Below are 24003 nucleotides of genomic sequence, written 5' to 3' on the forward strand. Positions count from 1 at the left end.
GTAAAATTTCTAATTCGAAAATATCTAATTCAGTTCATTCAATAATTGTTCCAAAGAATATTCATCCGGAATTAATACATCCCTGGCCTTACTTCCTTCGAACGGACCAACGATTCCTGCTGCCTCCAGCTGATCAATTAACCGGCCCGCGCGATTATATCCCAGCTTCAGTTTCCGCTGAATGAGAGAAGTACTTCCTTGCTGATGCAGTACGATCAGTCGCGCGGCATCTTCAAAAAGGACATCACGGTCACTCAGGTCAACTTCACCAGGAACTGAAGAATCCTCGTCACCCTCAAACTCGGGCAGCAAATATGCTGTTTCGTATCCCCGCTGTTCTCCAATATAATCACAAATCCGCTCAACTTCAGGCGTATCAACAAAAGCGCACTGCAAACGGATCAAATCCGATCCCTGTGACAGAAGCATATCACCCATTCCAATGAGCTGATCAGCACCGCCTGTATCCAGGATCGTTCGCGAATCGATTTTCGACGTAACCCTGAAGGATAACCTTGCCGGGAAGTTCGCCTTAATCACCCCGGTGATCACATTCACCGAAGGTCGCTGTGTAGCTACCACAAGATGTATACCAATTGCGCGCGCGAGCTGTGCCAGCCGGGCAATCGGGGTCTCCACCTCCTTGCCGGCAGTCATCATCAGGTCGGCCAGCTCATCAATTACAAGAACAATATACGGCAAAAACCGATGTCCTTTTTCCGGGTTAAGCCTCCGGCTTACAAATTTGGCATTATATTCCTTGAGATTTCGGGCACCCCCCTCTTTCAGCAGATCGTACCGGGCATCCATTTCAATGCACAACGAATTAAGTGTATACACCACCTTTTTCGTGTCGGTGATGATCGCTTCTTCAGAATTTGGCAACTTGGCCAGGAAGTGCCGCTCAATTTTATTGAACAATGAAAGTTCAACTTTTTTCGGATCTACCAGGACAAACTTCAGCTGGGAAGGATGTTTTTTGTATAACAGTGAGGTAAGCAGCACATTCAGACCCACCGATTTTCCCTGTCCGGTCGCCCCCGCCATCAGGAGGTGAGGCATCTTTGCCAGGTCGATTATATGTACCTCGTTGGAGATGGTCTTACCCAATGCTACAGGGAGTTCCATATCACTGTGCATAAATTTATTGGTCGAAAGCACCGAGTTGATCCCCACCATTTCGCGGTTCTTGTTCGGTACCTCAATTCCGATAGTTCCTTTCCCCGGAATAGGCGCAATAATCCTGATCCCGAGTGCCGCAAGGCTCAGGGCGATATCATCTTCGAGGTTCTTGATTTTTGAAATTTTAATTCCCGCTTCGGGCACAATCTCATAGAGTGTTACGGTTGGTCCGATTGTAGCCTTAATACTTGAAATCCCGATCTTGAAGTTGACCAGCGTTTCAATGATCTTATCCTTGTTCTGTTCCAGCTCTTCTTTCGTTACCTGGATCTTGCCTGCATCGTACTGGTTAAGGAGATCCAGCGTAGGATATTTGTATGAAGCCAGGTCGAGTGTGGGATCATAATTTTCCTGCTTGTCGGCCTTTTCCTCCTCACCTGCACTTTCCTCAATACTGAATTCAGGTTCGGGTTCTTCTTTTTTAGGCTCAGGCCTTTCAACCCGTTTTGGTGGCTCGGGTTCCTTTTCTTCCGGCAGATCCACATCCAGGGTAAGATCGTTCTTCGGTTTCGCCGGTTGTGCGGGCCTTTCGACTTTTGAGGTGGCAAGTTCAACCTCGGGTGACGTAAGATGCTCAGGCCAGTTATCCTCTTCTTCCGGATAACCCGCGGCAGATTCATCACTTTCCTCGTCGGACTCCATGACTCCCGCAAATGATTTACCAAGACTCCACGGCGATTTAATGCCCTGCACCTGTGTTACATTGAAGAAATAAATAATAAAGACAAAAAGGGCAAAAACGAGCAGCAGCAACGTTCCCCAGCCCATCAGGCTCTCAAGGAATACCGCCATTTCAAACCCGATTTCTCCACTCAGGTAGCCCCATTGCGACACGCCTTCTGAATTATAGACGAGATATCCCATCAGCACACTTACCCAAACCATGAAAAACACACAAAAGGTAAAGGTGGCATTGAGGGGAAGAATAGACTTTTTGAAAACAATTTTATGCCCCAGCAAATATAAAAAAGGAGGTATCAGTAGTGTGGAGATTCCAAATCCAAGGAAAATTAAAATATGGCTGGCGATCGCCCCTGTAAGTCCGAGCCAGTTTTCGGCTTCGTTTCCTGAAATGCTTCCGCTATCCATGACGACACTTTGATCTGCCTTTCCGGTGAACAGGTAGGAAATACAGGCGGTAAAAAGGAATATGGCGATTATGATCAGGAAAAACCCGAACGTAAGCTGGAAACGCCTGTCTTTCCAGAATGCCAGGTTTAATTTTTTCCTGGCCTTCTTTTCAGTGGGTTTTGCCTTTACCGTATTCTTTTTGTAGGTGTTTTTGGCCATTTTTCAAAAATACAAAGCTACTAGTTATTAAAAAATTCGGATGTTCCGGCCTGTCGGCGCAGGTATTTGTTTATCCGTTTAATGAACCCCGGGCCTTCATAAATAAATCCCGTATAAATCTGGATCAGCGAAGCGCCTGCATTCAATTTTTGCTGGGCATCCTCGGGCGACATAATCCCCCCAACTCCGATGATTGGAAACTCAGGCCCCAATTTATCACGTAAAAATCGTATTACCTTATTCGACGCATCGAAAACAGGTCTTCCACTCAATCCCCCCGCACCAATATCGCTAATTCTTTGCTCATCTGTCTGCAAGCCGGCACGTGAAATGGTGGTATTTGTGGCAATCAGTCCATCCAGCCGTGTTATTTTAACAATTTCTACAATATCCTGCAATTGTTGACGGGTCAGATCCGGTGCAATCTTTAACAAAACGGGCTTTCGCACGGGTTTGGTATCATTCAATGCCTGAATTCTGGTAAGCAAATCGGTAAGCGGAGCTTTGTCCTGCAGTTCCCGCAAATTCGGGGTGTTGGGAGAACTTACGTTCACCACAAAATAATCTACAACGGGGAAGAGCTCCTCAAAGCACTTCAGATAATCATCTGAAGCCTGTTCATTGGGCGTCACCTTGTTCTTTCCAATATTACCACCAATGATCACCTTTGACTTTCGCTTTCTTAAATTTTTTACCGCTTCCTCCATACCCCGGTTGTTAAAGCCCATCCGGTTAATGACAGCTTTATCCATGGGCAACCGAAACAGGCGGGGCCTGTCATTTCCGGGTTGGGGCAACGGTGTTACCGTTCCGATCTCGATGAAGCCGAAGCCAAAATCTGAAAGCTCATCAATGATTAGCGCATCCTTATCGAATCCGGCGGCAAGGCCTACAGGATTCTTGAATTTAATACCGAAATATTCACGCTCCAGCTTTGGGTCTTCCAGCCTGTACATGGCACGGATGACGGAACGCACAAACGGAAGTTTGCCGCCAATTGCCAACAGCCGAAAAGTAAAATGATGAACGGACTCCGGGTCAAACAGAAATAAAAGAGGCCTGATAAAAATTTTGTACACCTATCTCTACACGATTCGTTCCTGCAAAGATAAGGGTTTCAATGAGCAGCGGTAAAATTAATGCAAAAACTTATCGCCAATTCCGAAATTTTCAGCTTCGGGGATGAAACTCCTTCATCACCTGCCTCAGATAGTCACGATCCATATGCGTGTAGATTTCCGTTGTAGTAATGGATTCATGGCCAAGCAACTCCTGGACCACACGAAGATCTGCCCCTCCTTCGAGCAGGTGGGTTGCAAATGAATGGCGAAAGGTATGCGGACTAATGTTTTTTTTGATCCCCGCCTTTATGGCGAGCTGTTTTATGATGGTAAAGATCATTACGCGGCTCAGATGCTTGCCGCGGCGGTTTAGAAAGACATAATTTTCATGACCCCTGGCGATCTTTCCATGTACACGAACCTCCTCAAGGTAGATCCTTAGGTATTTCAGGGCATCCGAGCCAATGGGCACGAGCCGTTCCTTGTCACCCTTCCCTACAACCCGGAGAAATCCGACATCTGCATAAATATTGCTTAATTTTAGTTCAACGAGTTCAGTTACCCGAAGCCCCGATCCGTAAAGTACTTCCAGAATAGCGCGGTTCCGCTGGCCTTCAGGGGTGGAATGATCAATGGCTTCCAGCAGGGTAACTATTTCGTGATAATCCAGCGTATCGGGTAACTTTCTGCCAAGTTTTGGCGCTTCCAGCAATTGGGTCGGATCAGTGTCCATCACCTTTTCATAAAGAAGGAAATGATAGAATGCCTTTATCCCCGAAATAATCCGTGCCTGAGAGTGGGGCGACATACCCAGATGATTAAGTTCCTCTACAAACGAACGCAGGTCATCATAGGATACGGCCGAAGGCTGCTGCTTGCCCAGTTCCTTTTCTGCAAACCGGTGAAGCAGCCCAACATCATGCAGGTATGCGTCAATGGAATGTGCAGCAAGAGATCGTTCGAGTTTCAGGTATCGTTCAAAATCCCGCTGCAAATGATTCCAGTTCATGGATTAAAAGTAGACATTTTCATTGACCGATAGGTTGGATTTACCATACAAATTCGTTTAAATTCAACCTATGAAGATAGTGATTATCAACGGGCCCAACCTCAACCTACTGGGAAAGCGGGAGCCTTCAATTTATGGATCTGAAAGTTTTGATGCCTTTTTCAGTCGTTTGAAAGCATCTTTTCCAGACCATCAGCTTGAATACTTTCAATCAAATATCGAAGGTGAGATTGTCAATAAAATTCAGGAAACCGGGTTTTCCTATGACGGGATCATCCTGAATGCAGCGGCTTACACACATACATCGGTTGCTATTTCAGACGCTATTGCTGCTGTTCAAACCCCGGTTATTGAGGTGCACATCAGCAATATCTATGCGCGCGAGGAATTCCGCCATAAAAGTATCATCAGTAAGAATTGCGCCGGGATGATCAGCGGCCTGGGACTCGAGGGGTATATGCTTGCGCTTTCCTATTTTATTCATCAGGATCAACGGCATGCTTAGCTTTTATCCCGGTCCGTCACAAGTTGTTCCGGAAACAGGCGATTATATGATCGAAGCGCTGGATTCAGGCATTCTTTCGATGAACCACCGCAGCGAACCTTTTATGAAGTTGCTGGCAAAGACAAAAAAAGTCATTTACAAAAAACTGGAGGTCCCCCCGGATTATGAGATACTTTTCACCTCCTCTGCCACAGAATGCTGGGAAATAATAGCCCAATCGCTTACTGTTGAACTCAGCTACCACATTTTCAATGGCGCTTTTGGCGAAAAATGGTTCAATTATACCCGCAAGATTCATTCAAAGACGGTCGGATTAAAATTTGATCCTGAAATCGAGCTCTCCCCCGCTAATCTTGATTTTTCACAACCCTCATCTGTACTTTGTTTAACCCATAACGAAACCTCAAACGGCACCCGGCTGAAAATGGAAGTGATGCAGTTGTTTCGGGAAGCATTCCCGGAACCTCTTATAGCGGTTGATGCAACCTCTTCGATGGCCGGAGACTTGCTGGATTTTCAATTGGCAGACGTATGGTTCGCATCAGTTCAAAAATGCTTTGGGCTCCCTTCCGGAATGGGAATTATGATCCTGTCACCCCGGGCCATAGAACGTGCTTACCAGATCGGTGACAATAAATATTACAACAGCCTTCCATTCATGCTGGAAAATTTTCGAAAGAATCAGACACCCTACACACCCAATATCCTGAGCATCTACCTGTTGTACAGAACTCTGCAGGACCGGGCAAGCATTTCCAAGGTAAATAATCAACTCAGGAAACGACACGAACAACTGGAAAAAGTAATTTCAAAGCAGACCCGGTTTGCGTTCCTGATAAAAAATGCCGCTGTACGGTCCGTTACCGTAACAGCGCTGGAAAGTACCCCAAAGAATGTCAAATCACTAAAAAAAACAGCCCTCGAACACGGTTTTCTGCTTGGTAACGGATATGGAGAGTGGAAGGAATCGACAGTAAGAATCGCCAATTTCCCGGCCATTACCCGGCAGGAATGGAAAGAGCTCAGGGACTTTCTTCGCAGTACCCTTGCCGGAGATAATTCATAATCTTTGCTGGTTTAAACGGGTCAATTATCTGAAGTTTGCAGAAAATTTCATACCCATGCTTAACATCAAGGATATCTTCTCAGTGACATTGATATTATTTTCCGTCATTGATATTTTAGGTTCCATTCCTGTGATCATCGCGCTGCGCAAACGCGAGGGACATATTCATTCCTTACGCGCAACGATCATTTCCGGCGTTTTGATGATATTGTTTTTGTACCTGGGACAATCAATCCTGAAACTCTTCAATCTTGATGTAGGATCCTTTGCAGTGGCCGGTGCAATTATTATGTTTATTCTCGCGCTTGAAATGATACTTGGGATTACTTTTTTCCAGGAAGATCATGGCAGCAAGGGAACCGGATCGATCGTGCCTCTCGCATTTCCACTGATTGCCGGAGCGGGTACCCTTACAACAATCCTTTCGATCCGCGTTGTGTATGAAACACCCAATATTCTGATCGGTATATTGCTAAATCTTGTATTTGTTTTCATCGTGCTTAAATCGACAGACTGGTTGGAGCGCAAACTGGGCTCATCAGGATTCAGTATATTGCGACGGGTATTCGGCATCATCCTGCTGGCCATAGCTGTTAAAATCTTTAAAGAAAATATATTCGTTTCATGATCATCATGTACACAGACGGTGCAGCCAAGGGAAATCCCGGACCAGGCGGTTACGGGACAGTCCTGAAGGCGAAAGTTAATGGTAAGCTCCTCCGCCGCGAGCTTTCCGGGGGATTTAGGAAGACCACCAACAACCGGATGGAGCTCCTTGCTGTCATCAAGGGGTTGGAGGCGTTAAGAAATCCGAACAGCCAGGTGATTATTTATTCAGATTCGAAATATGTTGTTGAAGCAATAGAAAAAGGCTGGGTGTGGAATTGGGAAAAGAAAGACTTTGCCAAGAAGGCAAATGCCGATCTTTGGAAACGTCTCATTCCACTTTACAGAAAACATCGGGTGGAATTACGCTGGGTGAAGGGCCACGCCGGGATTCCCGAAAATGAACGATGTGACCAGCTGGCGGTAGCTGCCGCTGAGGAGCCCGGTCTGGGACCGGATATCGAATACGAAAAATCGGTTAGTTGAAACCCCTGGTCAGTTGCCGGTAAAGTTCGGCTTGCGTTTTTCCAGGAAAGCGTTTACACCCTCCTTGTAATCTTCAGAATTACCGGCGATCTCCTGACAATAGGCTTCATAATCCAGCATATCATCAAGAGAAGAATGCCCGGCTTTATTGAGCATTTTTTTCATCAGCGCAACGGCCTTTGTGGGCGCCTTGGCATAGTAATCAGTATAGAATGCAACAGCTTCATCAAGCTCACTCATCGGAACCACCTTATTCACCAGCCCCATCTGATACGCATCCGGCGCTTTTACGCGGGTGCCCATGGTAGCAAGTTCAAAGGCCTTCGCGGAGCCTACCAGCCTGGGTAAAAAGTAGGTCGATCCCGAATCCAGCACAAGGCCAATATTTACAAATACTTCTGTGAGCATTGCTTCTTCGGCGGCGACAATCAGATCGCAGGCCAGGGCAAGAGAGCAGCCCGCTCCTGCCGCCACGCCATTCAGCCTGCATATGACCGGTTTATTGAGCGTACGCAACGCCCTGATAATGGGATTATATCGCTTGTGAAGTGAATCAATGAAAGATCGTTTCACATCGGGGGAACCACTCTTCAGATCCTGCCCGGAACAGAATGCCTTTCCTTCCCCGGTAAGCACAACCACGCGCACTTCCATGTCACGATGTATATGTTTGAGCACATCCTGAAGTTCGAATGTAAGTTCGTCATTTAACGCGTTATAAACTTCCGGACGGTTCAGGGTGATGGTCCCGACACCATCTGCCTGGTCATATTTGAGATAAGTATACATAGTGAAAGGGTTACATGGCAAAGTAAAGAATTCCGAAACAGAGCGCAAAACCTAAAACTGCACCGGTATGAACTTCACGGGGTGTATGTGCATTGAGCAAAAGTCTTGCAGAACTTACGAGACCTGCGAGGATCAGGAAAACCACAATCGGGTACAGCAATGGTGAATAAGGAAGATGCAGGTGAATGGCCAGGAGAAACCCAACGACACCCCAGCTTGCAGCTGCATGCACACTGATCTTCATGAAAAAAGTGATCAGGAATACCAGGAATACCAGTATTGTAATAATGGAAAGAATGAGAATCATCACATCATTCAAAACCACCCGTTGCGAGAACAAATAAACCGTAAGCGCATAGTAGCAACCAATAAAAAAGAATGGCATCAGTCGCTCCCGCCGTTCTTCCATCCGAAGTGTTGAGATCGCACCGATCAGACGCAGGGCCACAACACTTAAAATTGGAACGATAAACGTGAGTATAGCGAGCAAAAACAACAGGTTGGGGATGGTTTCGACATTAAACGGCTTCAGAATCTCAGGGATATACCGGAATATCACAGCGGCCAGCAGCGTGGTTTGCACCAGCGGATGCAGGATTACCGAAATAAATTCTGCAAGCTTACGGATCACTATAATTCTTTTCTTAGGCGTGCAACGGGAATATTCATCTGTTCCCTGTATTTGGCAACGGTTCTGCGGGCAATATTATACCCTTTGGCTTTCAATAATTTCTCAAGCTTATCATCGGAAAGAGGCTTCTTTTTATCTTCTCCCTCGATTAGCTCCCTAAGTTCATTTTTCACCTCCCGGCTGCTCACATCTTCTCCGCTATCCGTGGCAATTCCTTCGGAAAAGAAATATTTCAGCGGAAAGATCCCGAAATCTGTCTGTATGGATTTACTGTTGGCCACACGGGAAACAGTGGAAATATCCATATTGATCATGTTGGCAATATCCTTAAGGATCATCGGACGGAGTTCACTCTCGTCTCCCTCCTGAAAATATTCGTACTGGTATTCTAGGATCGCGCGCATGGTATTCATCAACGTCTGTTGACGCTGCTTTATCGCGTCGATAAACCATTTGGCAGCATCCAGTTTTTGCTTGACGAACTGAACGGTATCCTTCAGTTTTTTATCTTTTTTATCACTCTTGTCATATGCCTGAAGCATATCCGAGTATGATCGGCTTACACGCAGTTCGGGCGCATTTCGCGAATTGAGGGCAAGCTCAAGCTTTCCGTTATTGTTGGTGAGAATAAAATCAGGAATCAGGTATTGGGTCCTGACAAGTCCGCTCGATGTACCTCCGGGCTTAGGGTTTAATTTCCTGATAAGTTCCATGGCATCCTTCACATATTCCTCATCGTCGATATCGAGCTTTTTCATGATCTTATCATAATGCTTCTTCGAAAATTCATCGAAGCACTGCTCGAGAATCTGCTTGGCAACGATCACATCTACGTTATGATCCTGATCAGCACGCCGTTCGAGCTGGAGCAGCAGACATTCCTGAAGATCACGGGCAGCAATTCCTGGTGGATCAAAATCCTGAATCTTACGAAGGATTTCTTCTACCTCATCGATGTCTGTTTCAATATTTTGGGAAAATGCGAGGTCGTTGATGATCGATTCCAGGTCCCTGCGGATATAGCCATCACTCTCAATGCTTCCGATCAATTGTTTACCGATGATATACTGCCGGTCGTCGAGCCTTAAAAATCCCAGCTGATTCATGAGCTGTTCATTGAGGGTAGAGCTTGTAGCGATGGGCATTTCCTTATCCTCGTTATCGCCATCTCCCTGCATCTTGTAACCGCTGAAGTCATCATCCTGCAGATAATCCTCTACATCGAGTTCATCATCATTGCCGGCATCCTCCTCCTCGAACTCATTCGAGAGTTCGTCGGATTCTTCCTTACCTTCCTCAAGGACCGGATTATCTTCCAGTTCCTGTTCAACCCTGCTTTCAAGTTCGGCCGTAGGAATCTGCAACAGTTTGATAAACTGTATCTGCTGAGGAGAAAGTTTCTGCTGTAGACTTTGATTTAAACTGAGCTTCTGCATAAAAAAATAGTCCGTTCACGGCCTGTACCGAAGATATAACAAAGTTATTTAATTTCGATGATTCTTTGATTAAAAGCGCAAATAATCGTTTTTTTGCGCACTATTCAGCCTTTAGAATTTCAATTGACGTGCAGAAAAGAATTAAAATTAGCGACCTCCTGAAGGAGGCCCCGATCGGGAAGGAAGTAACGGTAATGGGATGGGTAAGAACCTTCCGCAATAACCAGTTCATAAGTATGAACGATGGTTCCACCATAAATAACCTTCAGGCTGTTGTAGATTTTCAGCAAATGCCCGAGGAAACATTGCGCAAGATAACAACAGGATCGTGCCTGTCTGTAACCGGCGTAGTCGTGGAATCCCTTGGAAAGGGACAGTCAATCGAGGTGAAAGTGAAGGACCTTGAAATTTTCGGGGAAGCAGATCCGGAAAAATTTCCGCTACAGCCAAAAAAGCATTCTCTTGAATTTCTTCGCGAGATCGCACATCTGCGCGTCCGCACCAGCACATTTGGAGCCATCTACCGTATACGTCATTCGATGATTTACGCTGTACACAGTTTCTTTCATGAGCGTGGATTTTACAATATTCATACCCCCATCATCACCGGGTCGGATGCCGAGGGCGCCGGAGAAATGTTCCGGGTAACCACCCTTGATCCTGCGAATCCTCCCATGGATGAGAACGGCTTTGTAGATTTCAGGGAAGATTTTTTTGAAAAGGAAACCAACCTTACCGTTTCGGGTCAGCTGGAAGTGGAAACGGCCTGCCTTGCGTTATCGGATGTCTACACGTTCGGACCGACTTTCAGGGCTGAAAACTCGAACACTTCCCGGCACCTGGCCGAATTCTGGATGATTGAGCCTGAGGTTGCTTTTTGTGATCTGGAAGGGTTAATGGACCTTGCAGAGGATTTTGTTAAATACCTTACCCGGTATGCGCTGGAGCATTGTGCCGGGGATCTGGAGTTCCTGGAAAACCGATTATTGGAAGAAGACAAATCAAAGCCGCAGCAGGAAAGAAGCACCATGACCCTTACCGAACGACTCAGATTCGTGTCAGAAAATGAGTTTGAACGCCTGAGCTATACAGACGCTATCGAAATTCTTCGAAATTCAAAACCCAACAAAAAGAAGAAATTCCAGTACCTCATCGAAGGCTGGGGTTCCGACCTCCAGTCTGAACATGAACGGTACCTGGTTGAAAAACATTTTCAAAAGCCTGTGATACTCTTCAATTACCCGAAGAATATCAAGGCATTCTACATGCGTCAGAATGAGGATGGTAAGACTGTTGCAGCGATGGATGTGCTTTTCCCTGGTATAGGTGAAATCATCGGAGGGTCACAGCGCGAAGAGCGCCTGGATGTCCTTCAGGAACGTATTGCAGAAATGAACATTCCGGAGAAAGACCTGTGGTGGTACCTTGAATTACGTAAATTCGGAACGGCACCGCATAGTGGATTTGGACTGGGATTTGAACGCCTGATTCAGTTTGTTTGCGGCATGGGAAATATCAGGGATGTAATTCCTTTTCCAAGGACCCCTGGAAACGCGGAGTTCTGATCAGCGCTTGACGAATTTATAGGTTTCCCTGAAAAACGTCTTTTCATCCCTGATGGCCAGGAAATAATATCCGGCCGGGAGATCCGATACGTCAACCACGAAGGTATCATCATCATCCCCTTCAGAGATTTTCACTTCAACGGGATTCCCAATAACGTTGTACAGGGTAATTTTTGCATCGGTAAGTTTCGAATTTTCAATTTTTACCTGCAAATAATCAACGGACGGGTTAGGGTACAATGAAACCTGATTCTTCTTTTCCATTGAAGAAGACGCAAAGCGATCCAGTTCTCCTTCCGACTGAGCATAGGTAATCTGCCCGGCCAGGAGAAATGAAAGTATAAGTACGCTTAGTCTAAGTAATTTCATAGATTTCAATCTACCATGTAACCAGCAAAAATCGAACCAAAATATTCGATGCATACCTGTTACATCTCTATGAAAGTACGCAATTTTTGAGGACATGGTTTTGCCAAAACACAATTATTTTGAATAAGATGTACTATTTAATGCACTTTTGTCGTTACGGCGGCCTTTAAATCACTCGAATGCCGCGAAGGCGTGGGGTAAATAACGAACTACATCACCAGCAATCAGTCCTGCTTCTGATCCCGCCTCACGGGCAAGATCTCCGGCATAGCCGTGAATATAGACGCCGCAGAGTGCTGCGGCAGTGGGTTTAATGCCCTGAGCAAGAATTGAAGTGATCACTCCTGTAAGAACGTCTCCACAGCCGGCAGTCGCCATGCCGGGATTTCCGGTAGTATTGAAAAAAACCTGTCCGTCGGGGAACGATACCGATGTATGGGATCCTTTAAGAACAACTATCCATTTACGTTCACGTGAAAGTGACCGCTGTTTATCGAGGCGCTCAAAATCATTATTCCATTCGCCCACCAACCTTCGAAATTCTCCAGGGTGAGGTGTTAAAATTGAGTTTTCCGGAACCAGATCCTTCAAATGAGGATGTTCGGCAAGCAGGTTTAGCGCATCGGCATCCAAAACCATGGGTTTGTTACTGTTTCGCAGTGCTTCTTCAAGCGTATATACGGTTTCGGCCTGCCGCCCGATACCCGGACCAATTCCCACAGCCGATGCACCCTCCAAATCAGGAATCCCGGAAAGATAATGTTCATTCTCATCGGTTATCACCATGGCTTCAGGAACTGCCGATTGAAGGATAGGATATCCGTCCCTGGGAATATACATCGTTAAAAGTCCTATCCCCGATCGCAGCGCCGCGCGCGCCGCCAATACCGCTGCCCCGATTTTTCCATGGCTGCCAGCGATGATTATTCCGTGACCGTAATTCCCCTTGTGATCAAATTTTGACCTGGCGGGAATTAGTTGATCCACAAGACCCGCGGTAATCAGGGAAAACGGAGAGTGCTGACTGGAAATAAAATCCTGATCAAGACCAATATCGAGTACTTCCCATTCACCGGTACAACGTCCGTTCTCTGGCATCAGAAGGGCCAGCTTGGGCAGCTGAAATGTAAGTGTTACCGTCGCATGTACAACCTTCATACCTGCGCTGGATGCATCCGGAAACAATCCGCTTGGAAGATCTATTGCCAGAATTTCCACCGATGAATCATTCATAGCTCTGATGGATTCTGCATAGATGCCTTCTGCCGCCCTGCTTAGTCCGGTACCGAAGATGGCATCAATGATCAGTCCGTATTGCTCAAAAGAAGGTATTTCTCCCGATTCTGAGATTTGTTTCCATGGCACCGGAAGCCGGTTCAGATTCGTCTCAAAATCATCGGAACCTGTTGTTTTACGATTGATCACATATACATCTACACGATACCCGTGTTCGTGCAACATCCTTGATACGGCCAGTCCGTCGCCACCATTATTCCCGGTACCGCAAACCACAGCAATTCGTTTTGACGGATCATAGCAGTTTACCATCCACTGAAATATTGCGCGTGCGGCACGTTCCATCAGGCCGATAGAAGTAACCGGCTCATTCCGGATGGTATGCGCATCTGCTTCCCTGATTTGTTCTGCGGTAAATACTTTCATCGGTCAACCTCTCCAAGTACGATATCAAAAGACCCCAGGATTGCCACCAGATCAGCAATGAGACCACCTTTGGCAAGTTCGGGCAAGACCGACAGGTTTACGAAACAGCAGCTGCGCGCCTTGCACCTGAAAGGAATGTCCGACCGTCCGTCGGCCCTGAAGAAAAAGCCAAGCTCACCTTTCGGATTTTCGGCCCGGACGTACAGGTCCTGCTTTTTAGGGCGGATCTTCCTTGGTACCATCGCCTGCGGATCGAAGTCGGGATTTCTCTTTAAATCCCCGGTGAGCCTTTCAAGACACTGCTCAATTATTTTGACCGACTCATGCACCTCCAGGACCCGCACATAATTCCTGTCCCAGCAATCGCCGACAGTTCCCATTTTTCCTTCACCAATAGGAATGTTAAACTCCAGCTCGGGGTATACCGAATATCCATCCACACGGCGCAGGTCAAATTTCAGTCCGGATGCACGGAGCATGGGACCCGTTATGCCGTAATTGATGGCAAGATCGAGGGGCAGAATTCCCACATTGGCAGTTCGTTCTACAAATATCTTATTGTTGACAATCAGATCTTCGACCTCGCGAATTTTCGGTTTCAGATAGTTGATAAACTCCCGGCATTTTTCCTCAAATCCCACTGGAAGATCATAGTAGAGTCCACCGATCCAGATATAATTATACAGCATCCGTGCTCCACTCGCCCATTCCAGCAAGCGAAGAAGGTGTTCGCGGTCGCGCATCAACCAGAAAAAGGGGGTGAACGCACCGATATCCATGGCATAGGTGCCAACGCTAACGAAATGGGAGGCAATCCGGTTGAGCTCAGCGACCAGCACACGGATATATTCAACGCGTTTGGGAATCTGTTCGGTGATACCCAGCATTTTCTCCACACCCATCGCATAAGCATGTTCAGAGTTCATAGCCGCCACATAATCCATCCGGTCTACATAAGGGATGATCTGGTTGTAGGCGAGCGACTCGGCATGCTTCTCAAAACATCGGTGAAGATATCCCATGTGCGGAACAACGTCCCGCACAATCTCTCCTTCCAGGAGCACTTCGAGCCTGAGCACCCCGTGTGTGGAAGGGTGCTGAGGGCCCATGTTGATAATCACTTCCTCCTCACGCAACCCGTCTTCCCGGTATTTGCCGGGTTCAGAACGGACCAGGTGATCCTTATCATAGGTATATTGAATCTCGTTGGCCATATCAGTATGCTACACGGATTCCGTGATAATATTCCTGTTCTTTATAATCCTTCCGAAGTGGAAAACCTTCCCAGTCGGCAGGCAACAATATCCTTCGCTGGTCCGGATGATGCTCAAATTGTATCCCCAAAAGATCGTAGGTTTCGCGCTCCAGCCAGTCGGCTGTCCGCCAGATATCCGACATCGTGGGAACCACCGGCTTTTCGCGGTCACAAAAGACATGCACCATCAGGGATCTCTCATGCGGAATACTGCAGAGATTATAAACCACCTCCATAGTTCCTTCCTCAGGTCCGTTATCGATCCCTGTAACGCAGGATAGCACATCAAAAAATAATGCTTTATGGCTGTACAGCGATTCCATAAAGAACCTCAGGTCCTTTAGCTCAACAATGATAGCCGCTGGTGAATTTTCCGGAATCCATGAATACTCCCTGCCCGAAAGTAATTCCTCGATTACTTCTTTCATGATTTCATTAGTTTTTTTAATGCCGTCGGGGCCATTCTCGATTCGCCCCTGATCTTCTCCTGAAGTTTCAGAAACCCTCCGATCAGTGCCTCGGGTCTGGGGGGACATCCAGGCACATAAACATCTACCGGGACGATACGGTCAACTCCTTTCACCACGTGATAACCGTGTTCCCAGTATGGCCCTCCGCAGTTGGAGCATGACCCCATGGAAATCACATACCTGGGTTCTGACATTTGATCGTAAAGCCGTTTTATCCGGTCTGCCATTTTGAAGGTGACAGTCCCGGCAATGATCATCACATCTGCCTGTCTCGGGGAAGCACGCGGAGCCATACCAAATCTGTCCATATCGTAGGCGGAAGTTCCTGTGGCCATAAATTCAATGGCACAGCAGGCGATCCCAAAGGTCATCGGCCACATCGACGACAGTCTGGCCCAGTTAATGAGATCATCCAGCCGTGTAACAATTACGCCGCCTTGCTCAAACTGACTGTCTAAATAACTTTTCATTGCTGACCGGAATATTTTTTATTGATCGCATCATACATTTCACGTGGCACAGGCGAGTTGATTGACCGGGGTTTCGTCACGGGTCTGGGCCAGTCAAGATATCCTTTTACCCAGGCATATACCAATCCCAGAAAGAGGACGAGTACAAATACAAACATTTCGATGAGTGTAAACCATCCCCACGCGCCGTCGGTAGCAGCATTCATTTCAGCATCTCCAAAGACGACTGCCCACGGAAACAAAAAGACTATTTCAACTTCAAAAAGAAGGAAGATAAGGGCAAACAAATAAAAACGAATGTTGATACGGCCCCATGCCATCCCCACGGGAGATTCACCGCTTTCATACGTTTCCAGTTTTCGTTCATCCGGCCGGTTTGGTCTGAGCAACCTGGCGGTGAACATACCACCACCAATGAAAATAACACCTACAATAATGTAGAGTAATACCTCACCGAATCCAGATACTTCGCTGTACATACAGACCAAATATAGTCAATATTCACAAGCTTAGCCCTTCAGAAGGAATTTACTGTATTTATTGAAAAGCTTCATCTCACGAAGCTTCATACATTGCTTCATTTCGTAGTAAACACGCTTTTTCAATGCCTTATTTTCAGCGGAAGATTTGTTCATTGCCTTGATTTTTTCGCAGACCTTATAGGTATCATAGAGCTGCGGGCTCCCTTTGGCATATTGCAGGGCCGACATATTGCTGGAATGCTTACGTTTACGCACCAGAACCTCATCTGTATAGCTGTAGAGAAATTTACGGGATGATCGCACCCAGAAGTCGAAATCCTCGTAGCTGAGTGTCTCATCATATCCGCCCAAATCGTCAAGTACGGATTTTCGGATCATCATAGATACCGGGTTGATCACATACCTTGAAACCAGAGTAGCATAGAGATCGCCTTCCGGCGGTTTGGTTCGCGCTGTTCCATTCTTATTCACTTCATAATGATGATGGAGATGATGGCCTTCAGCATCCACGATTTCTACATTCGTAAAATTCACCCCATATTCTTCTCCCTTCGATTCGAGATCCTCCACCCCTTTGGCAATCCGATCGGGCAGAAGCATATCATCAGCCGCCAGGTCGATAACATATTTTCCCTTGAGCAACGGCAACGCCGTATTAAATGCCTGACAATTGCCCACGTTTGAAGGCAGGGGCATAAAACGAACATGATCAAGTTTGCTGAGCGTTGAACGAATGGCATAGCGGCTGTCGTCTGTACTCGCATCATCCACTACAACAAGTTCAACATTGTCATAGGTCTGATCAAGCACAGAGTAAATCGCTTCCCGAACAAAGGAAGCCTGATTGTAACACAAGCAAACGACACTAACGAGTGGTTTTTCAGCCATAGATTAATATGAGATCCCGGCCTTGCGATAAATAAAATGCATCAGCCATGCCGGACCTATTAATAAAAATTGCAAATCCTTAAAAAATGAAGGCTTTTTTCCTTCGATTTTATGCCCATAGAACTGACCTATCCAGGCCAGTACAAAAATAATTAAAGCAACGCCCCAGATCGGAAATTCTGTAGCCATATCAATCCTGCTCCAGCCGAAAAGGCAAAGTGACCCAAACAGGAGCATGCCGAATGACAATGCAAACGACAGGCTCAGATAATAAATCATAACCAGTGCCAGTGCCAGAGTAGCCCAGTTCAGGTATGGATTGGCACTGCCGAACACATCCTTCAACCCCCAGGATGGAATCGCCCAGAAAAACCCTACTACACTAAAAAAAATCAGGGGAACGCAGATCCAATGGATCAGCTTATTCGTCTCATTTTGATGACTTTCCCCGTATTCAGCCAGAAGTTGATCGATCTTTGACATGCAGACTATTTTCTTGCCTTCTAATATAGGAATCAGCCGACTTTTGTCCGCACCTTTTCCCATGATTTCACTTGCCAATGTACCTTTCCGGTGGTTAAATGATTATTATCAGCATCATAAATTTTTACCTCACAAATAACAACCACCGCGTCCTCTGTTTGAAGTGGATCAAAGATGGACTTTTTGAGCCAGTCGTCGCTGATCCTGAATTCTCCCCAGGCATCGGTTTTACCCTGATAATGATAATCCATCTGCAGGGTTTTGAGTATGATCCGGTACTTTTTTGGATCAAGCCGGGAGACCAGCAGGAATCCCGTTGTGAATTCCGAGAGCGTGGCCAGGGCACATGCGTGGAGTCCGCGGATATGATTAAAATTTCGTTTCTTGTAGGGAAGCCTCGTCTTGATCATATCGTCGGCAATGGAGACAACCTGGAAACCATGCGGCTTATTGAAAGGGATCATCCTGTCCAGTCCGCGGTTCAGCAACCATCTGTAAAATCCGGATTCCTGTGCTTTTTTTACCAGTGTTGCGGTATTCATAATTGTAAAAGTCTCATGTTATTTTTTAGACCACTTCGGTTAAACTCACTAGAAAAATAAGAACTTTACCGTGTAAATTGGTATCAGATGTTAAGTTACTGGGAAAAGGAATCATTCACCTCCTATGATTATGCGATTGTCGGGGCGGGAATCAGTGGTTTGTCGACTGCCCTCAGCATTCGTGAAAAGGACCCGTATGCAAGAATAATTGTCCTGGAGCGCGGCCTTGGCCCATCTGGTGCGAGCAGCCGCAACGCGGGCTTTGCCTGTTTTGGCAGCGTTAGTGAGTTGATGGAAGACATTCATTCGATGGGTGAAGAATCCATGATCGAGCTGGTTTCACAGCGATGGAACGGATTACGGAAATTGCGTGAACGAGTGGGGGATGATAATTTACAATTCGAAAATCACGGTGGCTATGAACTGCTTCGTGAAAAAGAGATCGGTCAGCTTGAAAATCTTGAAAAGCTTAACATCCTGCTGAAGCCGGTCTTTGACCAGGAAATTTTTAAGGATCATTCCCACAGGTTAAGTCAGATGGGTTTTTCTAAAAAAATAAGGGCACTCATTTATAATCCGCTCGAATCCCAACTGCATCCCGGGGAAATGATGCGGCATCTGTGGCGACTGGCGGGAGAGCGAAATATTGAAATACTCACCGGAGCGCGTGTAAAAAGAATTGAGAGTACCGGGAATGGGGTCAAGATCCGGATCAGGGGCGCCCTGGAGACCGATAAAATGGGGATTCAGGCTAAGTGCGTTGGTGTTTGCACCAATGGCTTTACCCGCCATCTCTTCCCCGAGATAAAGCTCAAGCCGGGGCGCGGACTGGTACTCGTTACCGAACCCATTGATGATCTCCCTTTCAAAGGTACATTCCACATGGATCGCGGCTTTTACTACTTCAGAAACGCAGGCAACCGACTGATCTTCGGAGGCGGGAGAAACCTGCAAATGCAGGAGGAGGAAACGACTGATTTTGGAATTAACCGGGCCATCAGGGAAACGCTGGAAGGCTATCTGAAGAACATCATTCTTCCCCGTCGCGAATTTAAGATTGAAAAGTTCTGGTCGGGCATCATGGCATTCGGGGATAACAAAACCCCGATCGTACAACAACAGGCTCCAGGTATTTTTGTGGGCGTCAGACTTGGTGGAATGGGTGTTGCCATAGGAAGCAATATCGGCGAAAAACTGGCTGATTTGATGACAGGCAATGCCGGAATGTGAAAGTTTGCTTATATTCGGGGCTTTACTGATTGATGACCTTCATGGAAATTACCCACAGGAAACCGACACTTCTTTACTCACTTGTCCCGATACTGATCCTTATATTTCTTTTGTTCATCAACGTCCAATTCTTTGGTGAGGACGCATCTTATGGCCCGAATCAAATGGCGCTTATTTTCGCAGCTGCTATTGCCGGGATCATGTCCATATCCCTGAAATATTCATTTGATGAGCTTCTGGATGGAATAGTTAAAAGCATCAGTTCCGCCATGGGGGCCATACTTATCCTTTTATTGATCGGTTCGCTTGCCGGTACCTGGATGATCAGTGGTGTTGTTCCTGCTATGATCTATTACGGGTTAGACATTCTTAATCCGACCATCTTCCTCCTGGCGGCCGTCATTGTAAGCGCGATTGTATCCATCGCCACCGGAAGCTCGTGGTCAACATCTGCCACCATCGGAATTGCACTTATGGGAATCGGGGAAGCAATGGGCATCAACACAGGTGTGGTAGCTGGCGCTGTTATTTCCGGAGCCTATTTCGGGGATAAGATGTCACCCCTTTCCGATACTACAAACCTTGCTCCTGCTATGGCCGGCACAGACCTGTTCACACATATTCGTTACATGAGCAGAACCACGGTACCGTCGATCCTGATAACATTATTGATTTTCCTTATTTGGGGATTCACCCTCGAGGGAAATGCCGCTATGGACAATGTAGCCGTAGTTCAGCAGGCAATTTCCGAAAAATTCAATATCAGCCCCTGGCTTTTCCTGGTACCTGTCACGGTCATTTTCCTGATTGTAAAGAAAATCCCGGCACTCCCTGCCCTGCTGCTGGGCACACTGATGGGCGGCTTATTTGCACTGATCTTTCAACCACAAATTGTTCAGGAAATTACCGGAGCTTCAGATTATTCGCTGGGCTCGGCCTATAAGGGAGTTCTTACAGCCATGTTCACAGAGGTTTCCGTGATAACCGGAAATGCTTCGGTAGACAAGTTGTTATCCTCCTCGGGAATGGAAGGGATGCTTTCCACTGTATGGCTGATCATCAGCGCAATGATTTTCGGGGGTGTGATGGAGCATAACGGAATGCTGAAACGTATTGCAAGGTCTATTATTCAACTTGCGCATTCAACCGGGTCATTGGTGGCTGCCACTGCGGGAACCTGTATTACCTTTAACCTAACTGCATCAGATCAGTATATCGCGATTGTTGTTCCTGGAAGAATGTACCGGACCGAATATCGTGAACGCGGACTGGCTCCTGAAAATCTTAGCCGAACGCTCGAGGACAGCGGCACGGTTACCTCAGTGCTTGTTCCCTGGAATACATGCGGGGCGTATCAATCCTCAGTTCTTGGGGTGGCAACACTTACGTACCTGCCCTATTGCTTTTTTAACATCATAAGTCCGTTCATGACGATACTGTTTGCTTATGCCAACATCCGCATCGAACGGCTGCCAAATGAAACTAAAGAGGAGACTTTATCAGTTGAAGCAGAAGTAGAATGATTTATCCACCAAATATTACGAATGAAGAACTGAATGCCCTTGAACTTGGACAGTTTGACGGTGAAATTGTACTGGCCACCGACCGAAACGAAGTGATCAGGATCATGGACGAGGTATGGCGTGAGGGTGTTGTAGGGTTCGATACCGAGACCAAGCCCAGTTTTAGAAAGGGGGTTCGTAATAATGTTTCACTGGTTCAGATCGCCACATCCCACCAGGCGTTTCTTATACGCCTGAATCATACCGGTATTACCCGGGAACTTCGGGATTTTTTTAGTGCCGACGAGATCACCAAAGTTGGGGTCGCATTGCGCGATGACATCAAGGAATTGCAACAGCTGCATCATTTTGATCCTGCCGGCTTTATTGAACTGAACAAGCTGGTGAAGGAAATTGGTATTGAAAGTAACGGCTTAAAAAAACTTACCGGGATCATCCTTGGTTTCAGGATCTCAAAAAACGCTCAGACGTCAAACTGGGAAAATGATACACTTACAGAAAAACAACTTACCTATGCAGCAACCGATGCTTGGGTTTGCGTTGAAATGTATCACACGCTCCGCAATAAAGGAATTCTGGCACAGATCAGGTAGCGCTTACGTCTACTTCATGCCCCATTTTTTTTAGCAGGTTGACCTGCTCAAGAAATTGATCGACAAATGAAATATTCACGCGGACGTCTACACTGCAGACATCTGTAAATGTCTGATCTGTAATCCGGGCACTCATGGAATCTATCAGGCGCATAACCTCACTGGTCGCGTCGTAGCTATAGGTAATGTGAACTCCGTCAGTAACTTCCTTTTCGATGATCTTGCTGTTCAGCAATGCGCGTGCTGCCGCGGTTTTGTAGGCGTTGACCAGTCCGCCTATTCCAAGTTTTGTTCCGCCAAAATAACGGACTACAACAATCAAAACTTCGGTGATATTTTCAGATCTGATTTGCCCCAGGATCGGATCACCTGCACTATGTGTCGGTTCACCATCGTCATTGGCACGGTACTGTTCACCATTATGCCCGAGTACCCATGCATAACAGTGATGCCGGGCATCGTGAAACTGTGCCCGAAGCTCATCCTGAAATTTCCGGATGTCCTGATCATTTTCAACCGGGTAGGCAAAAGCAAAAAACTTACTGCCTTTCTCACGATACTCCCCGTAAGAAGGAGATTCGATCGTTCGATATGTAACTGGCGCATCCAACTAACGGTAAATTAATACTGTCAGGCCCGGCGTGCAAATCTCTTATACAGAAGTAATCAGGAAGCCCCCATTTTCAACTCACCTTTTCGGATGATCTTTTTACTTTCAGCACCTTTTATGACGCCTTCCTTTTCATCTATCCAGACAATCGCACCTGTTGGACAGCGTTGAATAGGAGCCTGTGACTGGAGATTCAATGAATAATTAATCACCGGAATATTATCCTGAATGATGATCAGATCGCCCGGCGCATCCATGGCACACTTTCCACACGCCGTACATCCGACTTCACAATCTTCCAGGACCGCATCTCCTGCCTCAAGATTTTTGCATGCTACCCATAACCGGTTACTTACGGGCTGGATTGAGAACAGATCTTTCGGACAAGCCTCTACACAATCTCCGCACGCGGTACACTTATCCTCATCCACTACCGGCAGCGAAAATTCATTCATTGATATAGCATCAAAATCACATACTACATCACAATCGCCATATCCGAGGCACCCCCAGAAACATCCCTTACCTCCTCCCGAAATCAGGGAGGCAGCCTGGCAGGATTTAAGTCCTTCGTAGCTGGCCCGGTTCCTTGCTACATTGATTCCGCCGGCACAGGCGAGGCGGGCTACCTGTTTCTCTTCCGAACCAGCATCGACTCCCAGGTATTGGGCAATTGCCTCCCTCCCCTCTGTGGTGCTCACGGTACATTTACCTGGCAACACCACCCCAGATACGAGGGCTTCGGCAAATGGCCGGCACCCGGGAAATCCGCAAGCCCCGCAATTGGCATGGGGAAGCATCTCCTCTACACGGTCGATTCTCGGATCCTCATAGACATACAGCTTTTTATTGGCCAGAATAAGCATCAAAGCCAGTAAGAGCGTAAGTCCGCCCAGCGCCAGTAAGGAGATCAACAAAGTCATAACTGATACTTAAGTTGCTTTAGTAGATTACTTCCGCCCATTTCTTGCCTGCGATCAGCTCGGCCTTACGGGTTTTCCATTTTTCCTTGGAACCCATGATCTTTGAAAATGCACGGTCCAGGTTTTCCTTTACCTTCTCATATCCTGCGACATAGATATAGGTGTTGGCCATTCCCAGCATCTCCAGAATTTCCTCCGCACGACCTTCTATTGCAGCATCGAGTGAAATGGGATCAGACCAATGTGGTCTTGGGCTCAGGGCATGAAATGCTTCGAACGTAGTCTCGTCATAGTAATTGGTAAGATCGCCATCCTTGTCATTCAGATACAATAATTCCAGTCCGCTTCGGGCACCATAGAACAAACGAACTTTACCTTTCCAGTCTTTAACATCGGTATAAATATGTTTTACAAATGCACGGAAGGGAGCAATTCCGGTTCCCATGCCTATTAAGATCAGGTTGGCATGCTTGTCATCGGGTACTTTGAAGGGCAGCTCGAACGGTCCGGTGATGTGGATTTTATCACCCTTTTTCCGATCACAAAGATAATTGGACGCCACGCCCTCATAGCGCTCACCGTTGAAATCATCCACGTAGGAACAACGTTTTACCAGCATGGTGAGGTGGGTTTTGCCCTTTTCCTTCTCAGGTATATCCGCCACACTGTAAAGGCGATGATGATATTTATTGCCGAATTCGCCGTCTGTTTCCACCAGTACGCCGAAACTTTGATCCACCTGACATGAAAAATCAGGCTGATCTACTTCAAGCATGATCTCACGAACCTCCTCCGTGTCCGCGGGTGTCAGGCGCTCGGTCCGCATCACGGTAGCCTGATATTGCTTGTCTGTACTATAATCCGATAAGTGTGCCAT

The 24003-nt window shown here is 46.7% G+C and carries 26 protein-coding genes; 8 read left to right on the forward strand and 18 right to left on the reverse strand.

Features of this window, described 5'->3' with window-relative positions:
• Positions 1–24 precede the first annotated feature (24 nt).
• The 3 genes from LDX50_RS03965 to xerD form a co-directional block, all read right to left on the reverse strand.
• Positions 25–2472: an FtsK/SpoIIIE family DNA translocase gene (locus tag LDX50_RS03965; protein WP_225697113.1), complete on the reverse strand. Its 2448-nt coding sequence runs from the start codon at positions 2470–2472 to the stop codon at positions 25–27.
• 20 nt (positions 2473–2492) lie between these two features.
• Positions 2493–3551, reverse strand: a complete 1059-nt coding sequence (locus LDX50_RS03970) for a quinone-dependent dihydroorotate dehydrogenase (RefSeq protein WP_225697114.1) — start codon at positions 3549–3551, stop codon at positions 2493–2495.
• Positions 3552–3642: 91 nt separating this feature from the next.
• Positions 3643–4542 carry a site-specific tyrosine recombinase XerD gene (gene xerD, locus LDX50_RS03975; protein WP_225697115.1) on the reverse strand — a complete coding sequence of 300 codons (900 nt, stop codon included), beginning with the start codon at positions 4540–4542 and terminating at the stop codon, positions 3643–3645.
• A 70-nt stretch (positions 4543–4612) separates the two neighbouring features.
• Here xerD and aroQ point away from each other — a divergent pair, with 70 nt between their 5' ends.
• From aroQ to rnhA, 4 genes are read left to right on the forward strand one after another with little or no spacing between them, the layout of a single operon-like run.
• The gene (gene aroQ, locus LDX50_RS03980; RefSeq protein WP_225697116.1) at positions 4613–5047 is read left to right on the forward strand and encodes a type II 3-dehydroquinate dehydratase; all 435 of its coding nucleotides are present in this window, start codon (positions 4613–4615) and stop codon (positions 5045–5047) included.
• Complete coding sequence (locus tag LDX50_RS03985) at positions 5040–6113, forward strand: aminotransferase class V-fold PLP-dependent enzyme (RefSeq protein WP_225697117.1); 1074 nt, start codon at positions 5040–5042, stop codon at positions 6111–6113. The genes aroQ and LDX50_RS03985 overlap by 8 nt, the downstream gene beginning before the upstream one ends.
• Positions 6114–6168: 55 nt before the next feature.
• Positions 6169–6741, forward strand: coding sequence for a MarC family protein (locus LDX50_RS03990; protein WP_225697118.1), 573 nt, complete (start codon positions 6169–6171; stop codon positions 6739–6741).
• Positions 6738–7205: a ribonuclease HI gene (gene rnhA, locus LDX50_RS03995; RefSeq protein ID WP_225697119.1), complete on the forward strand. Its 468-nt coding sequence runs from the start codon at positions 6738–6740 to the stop codon at positions 7203–7205. The genes LDX50_RS03990 and rnhA overlap by 4 nt, the downstream gene beginning before the upstream one ends.
• A 9-nt stretch (positions 7206–7214) precedes the next feature.
• Here the strand turns inward: rnhA and LDX50_RS04000 are convergent, their stop codons facing one another.
• From LDX50_RS04000 to rpoN, 3 genes are read right to left on the reverse strand one after another with little or no spacing between them, the layout of a single operon-like run.
• A complete protein-coding gene (locus LDX50_RS04000) occupies positions 7215–7994 on the reverse strand; it encodes an enoyl-CoA hydratase/isomerase family protein (protein WP_225697120.1) in 780 nt (259 codons plus the stop codon).
• Positions 7995–8004: 10 nt separating this feature from the next.
• Entirely contained in the window at positions 8005–8625 is a 621-nt protein-coding gene (locus LDX50_RS04005) for a PA-phosphatase (RefSeq protein ID WP_225697121.1), read from the reverse strand.
• The gene (gene rpoN / locus LDX50_RS04010; RefSeq protein WP_225697122.1) at positions 8625–10061 is read right to left on the reverse strand and encodes an RNA polymerase factor sigma-54; all 1437 of its coding nucleotides are present in this window, start codon (positions 10059–10061) and stop codon (positions 8625–8627) included. Before rpoN ends, LDX50_RS04005 begins: the two co-directional genes overlap by 1 nt.
• 122 nt (positions 10062–10183) lie before the next feature.
• Here rpoN and asnS point away from each other — a divergent pair, with 122 nt between their 5' ends.
• A complete protein-coding gene (gene asnS, locus LDX50_RS04015; RefSeq protein WP_225697572.1) occupies positions 10184–11626 on the forward strand; it encodes an asparagine--tRNA ligase in 1443 nt (480 codons plus the stop codon).
• On the opposite strand, the gene LDX50_RS04020 is transcribed toward asnS, so the two are convergent.
• From LDX50_RS04020 to LDX50_RS04060, 9 genes are all read right to left on the reverse strand, one after another.
• Positions 11627–11995 (reverse strand): T9SS type A sorting domain-containing protein, encoded by a 369-nt coding sequence (locus LDX50_RS04020; RefSeq protein ID WP_225697123.1) that lies wholly within the window; start codon positions 11993–11995, stop codon positions 11627–11629.
• A 171-nt stretch (positions 11996–12166) separates the two neighbouring features.
• A complete protein-coding gene (locus LDX50_RS04025; RefSeq protein WP_225697124.1) occupies positions 12167–13657 on the reverse strand; it encodes an NAD(P)H-hydrate dehydratase in 1491 nt (496 codons plus the stop codon).
• Entirely contained in the window at positions 13654–14871 is a 1218-nt protein-coding gene (locus tag LDX50_RS04030; protein ID WP_225697125.1) for an NADH-quinone oxidoreductase subunit D, read from the reverse strand. The genes LDX50_RS04025 and LDX50_RS04030 overlap by 4 nt, the downstream gene beginning before the upstream one ends.
• 1 nt (position 14872) lies before the next feature.
• Positions 14873–15340 carry an NADH-quinone oxidoreductase subunit C gene (locus LDX50_RS04035; protein ID WP_255647315.1) on the reverse strand — a complete coding sequence of 156 codons (468 nt, stop codon included), beginning with the start codon at positions 15338–15340 and terminating at the stop codon, positions 14873–14875.
• A complete protein-coding gene (locus LDX50_RS04040; protein ID WP_225697126.1) occupies positions 15337–15852 on the reverse strand; it encodes an NADH-quinone oxidoreductase subunit B in 516 nt (171 codons plus the stop codon). The genes LDX50_RS04035 and LDX50_RS04040 overlap by 4 nt, the downstream gene beginning before the upstream one ends.
• The gene (locus LDX50_RS04045) at positions 15849–16331 is read right to left on the reverse strand and encodes an NADH-quinone oxidoreductase subunit A (protein WP_225697127.1); all 483 of its coding nucleotides are present in this window, start codon (positions 16329–16331) and stop codon (positions 15849–15851) included. The genes LDX50_RS04040 and LDX50_RS04045 overlap by 4 nt, the downstream gene beginning before the upstream one ends.
• 30 nt (positions 16332–16361) lie before the next feature.
• Complete coding sequence (locus LDX50_RS04050) at positions 16362–17222, reverse strand: glycosyltransferase (protein ID WP_225697128.1); 861 nt, start codon at positions 17220–17222, stop codon at positions 16362–16364.
• A 3-nt stretch (positions 17223–17225) separates the two neighbouring features.
• Positions 17226–17705: an Mpo1 family 2-hydroxy fatty acid dioxygenase gene (locus LDX50_RS04055; RefSeq protein ID WP_225697129.1), complete on the reverse strand. Its 480-nt coding sequence runs from the start codon at positions 17703–17705 to the stop codon at positions 17226–17228.
• Positions 17706–17737: 32 nt separating this feature from the next.
• The gene (locus LDX50_RS04060) at positions 17738–18247 is read right to left on the reverse strand and encodes a DUF4442 domain-containing protein (RefSeq protein WP_225697130.1); all 510 of its coding nucleotides are present in this window, start codon (positions 18245–18247) and stop codon (positions 17738–17740) included.
• Positions 18248–18334: 87 nt separating this feature from the next.
• Between LDX50_RS04060 and LDX50_RS04065 the strand changes: the two genes are divergently transcribed.
• From LDX50_RS04065 to LDX50_RS04075, 3 genes are read left to right on the forward strand one after another with little or no spacing between them, the layout of a single operon-like run.
• Positions 18335–19477: an NAD(P)/FAD-dependent oxidoreductase gene (locus LDX50_RS04065; protein ID WP_225697131.1), complete on the forward strand. Its 1143-nt coding sequence runs from the start codon at positions 18335–18337 to the stop codon at positions 19475–19477.
• Positions 19478–19518: 41 nt separating this feature from the next.
• Positions 19519–21000: a Na+/H+ antiporter NhaC gene (gene nhaC, locus LDX50_RS04070; protein WP_225697132.1), complete on the forward strand. Its 1482-nt coding sequence runs from the start codon at positions 19519–19521 to the stop codon at positions 20998–21000.
• Positions 20997–21593, forward strand: coding sequence for a 3'-5' exonuclease (locus tag LDX50_RS04075; protein WP_225697133.1), 597 nt, complete (start codon positions 20997–20999; stop codon positions 21591–21593). The genes nhaC and LDX50_RS04075 overlap by 4 nt, the downstream gene beginning before the upstream one ends.
• On the opposite strand, the gene LDX50_RS04080 is transcribed toward LDX50_RS04075, so the two are convergent.
• Genes LDX50_RS04080 through LDX50_RS04090 form a run of 3 tightly spaced genes read right to left on the reverse strand, consistent with a single transcriptional unit; the run spans position 21586 to position 24003 of the window.
• Positions 21586–22203, reverse strand: coding sequence for an IMPACT family protein (locus LDX50_RS04080; protein ID WP_225697134.1), 618 nt, complete (start codon positions 22201–22203; stop codon positions 21586–21588). The two genes, LDX50_RS04075 and LDX50_RS04080, sit on opposite strands and share 8 nt — an antisense overlap.
• Positions 22204–22259: 56 nt before the next feature.
• Positions 22260–23126, reverse strand: coding sequence for an RnfABCDGE type electron transport complex subunit B (locus LDX50_RS04085; protein ID WP_225697135.1), 867 nt, complete (start codon positions 23124–23126; stop codon positions 22260–22262).
• Positions 23127–23145: 19 nt separating this feature from the next.
• Positions 23146–24003, reverse strand: a complete 858-nt coding sequence (locus LDX50_RS04090; RefSeq protein WP_225697136.1) for a ferredoxin reductase domain-containing protein — start codon at positions 24001–24003, stop codon at positions 23146–23148.

This window comes from Fulvivirga sedimenti (assembly GCF_020328055.1).

Excerpts from the sequence above, each read along its gene's own strand:
- LDX50_RS03965 (WP_225697113.1), bottom strand. The coding sequence starts at position 2,472 with ATGGCCAAAAACACCTACAAAAAGAATACGGTAAAGGCAAAACCCACT.
- xerD (WP_225697115.1), bottom strand. The coding sequence starts at position 4,542 with ATGAACTGGAATCATTTGCAGCGGGATTTTGAACGATACCTGAAACTC.
- aroQ (WP_225697116.1), top strand. The coding sequence starts at position 4,613 with ATGAAGATAGTGATTATCAACGGGCCCAACCTCAACCTACTGGGAAAG.
- LDX50_RS03985 (WP_225697117.1), top strand. The coding sequence starts at position 5,040 with ATGCTTAGCTTTTATCCCGGTCCGTCACAAGTTGTTCCGGAAACAGGC.
- LDX50_RS03990 (WP_225697118.1), top strand. The coding sequence starts at position 6,169 with ATGCTTAACATCAAGGATATCTTCTCAGTGACATTGATATTATTTTCC.
- rnhA (WP_225697119.1), top strand. The coding sequence starts at position 6,738 with ATGATCATCATGTACACAGACGGTGCAGCCAAGGGAAATCCCGGACCA.
- LDX50_RS04000 (WP_225697120.1), bottom strand. The coding sequence starts at position 7,994 with ATGTATACTTATCTCAAATATGACCAGGCAGATGGTGTCGGGACCATC.
- rpoN (WP_225697122.1), bottom strand. The coding sequence starts at position 10,061 with ATGCAGAAGCTCAGTTTAAATCAAAGTCTACAGCAGAAACTTTCTCCT.
- LDX50_RS04020 (WP_225697123.1), bottom strand. The coding sequence starts at position 11,995 with ATGAAATTACTTAGACTAAGCGTACTTATACTTTCATTTCTCCTGGCC.
- LDX50_RS04025 (WP_225697124.1), bottom strand. The coding sequence starts at position 13,657 with ATGAAAGTATTTACCGCAGAACAAATCAGGGAAGCAGATGCGCATACC.
- LDX50_RS04030 (WP_225697125.1), bottom strand. The coding sequence starts at position 14,871 with ATGGCCAACGAGATTCAATATACCTATGATAAGGATCACCTGGTCCGT.
- LDX50_RS04035 (WP_255647315.1), bottom strand. The coding sequence starts at position 15,340 with ATGAAAGAAGTAATCGAGGAATTACTTTCGGGCAGGGAGTATTCATGG.
- LDX50_RS04040 (WP_225697126.1), bottom strand. The coding sequence starts at position 15,852 with ATGAAAAGTTATTTAGACAGTCAGTTTGAGCAAGGCGGCGTAATTGTT.
- LDX50_RS04045 (WP_225697127.1), bottom strand. The coding sequence starts at position 16,331 with ATGTACAGCGAAGTATCTGGATTCGGTGAGGTATTACTCTACATTATT.
- LDX50_RS04050 (WP_225697128.1), bottom strand. The coding sequence starts at position 17,222 with ATGGCTGAAAAACCACTCGTTAGTGTCGTTTGCTTGTGTTACAATCAG.
- LDX50_RS04055 (WP_225697129.1), bottom strand. The coding sequence starts at position 17,705 with ATGTCAAAGATCGATCAACTTCTGGCTGAATACGGGGAAAGTCATCAA.
- LDX50_RS04060 (WP_225697130.1), bottom strand. The coding sequence starts at position 18,247 with ATGAATACCGCAACACTGGTAAAAAAAGCACAGGAATCCGGATTTTAC.
- LDX50_RS04065 (WP_225697131.1), top strand. The coding sequence starts at position 18,335 with ATGTTAAGTTACTGGGAAAAGGAATCATTCACCTCCTATGATTATGCG.
- nhaC (WP_225697132.1), top strand. The coding sequence starts at position 19,519 with ATGGAAATTACCCACAGGAAACCGACACTTCTTTACTCACTTGTCCCG.
- LDX50_RS04075 (WP_225697133.1), top strand. The coding sequence starts at position 20,997 with ATGATTTATCCACCAAATATTACGAATGAAGAACTGAATGCCCTTGAA.
- LDX50_RS04085 (WP_225697135.1), bottom strand. The coding sequence starts at position 23,126 with ATGACTTTGTTGATCTCCTTACTGGCGCTGGGCGGACTTACGCTCTTA.
- LDX50_RS04090 (WP_225697136.1), bottom strand. The coding sequence starts at position 24,003 with ATGGCACACTTATCGGATTATAGTACAGACAAGCAATATCAGGCTACC.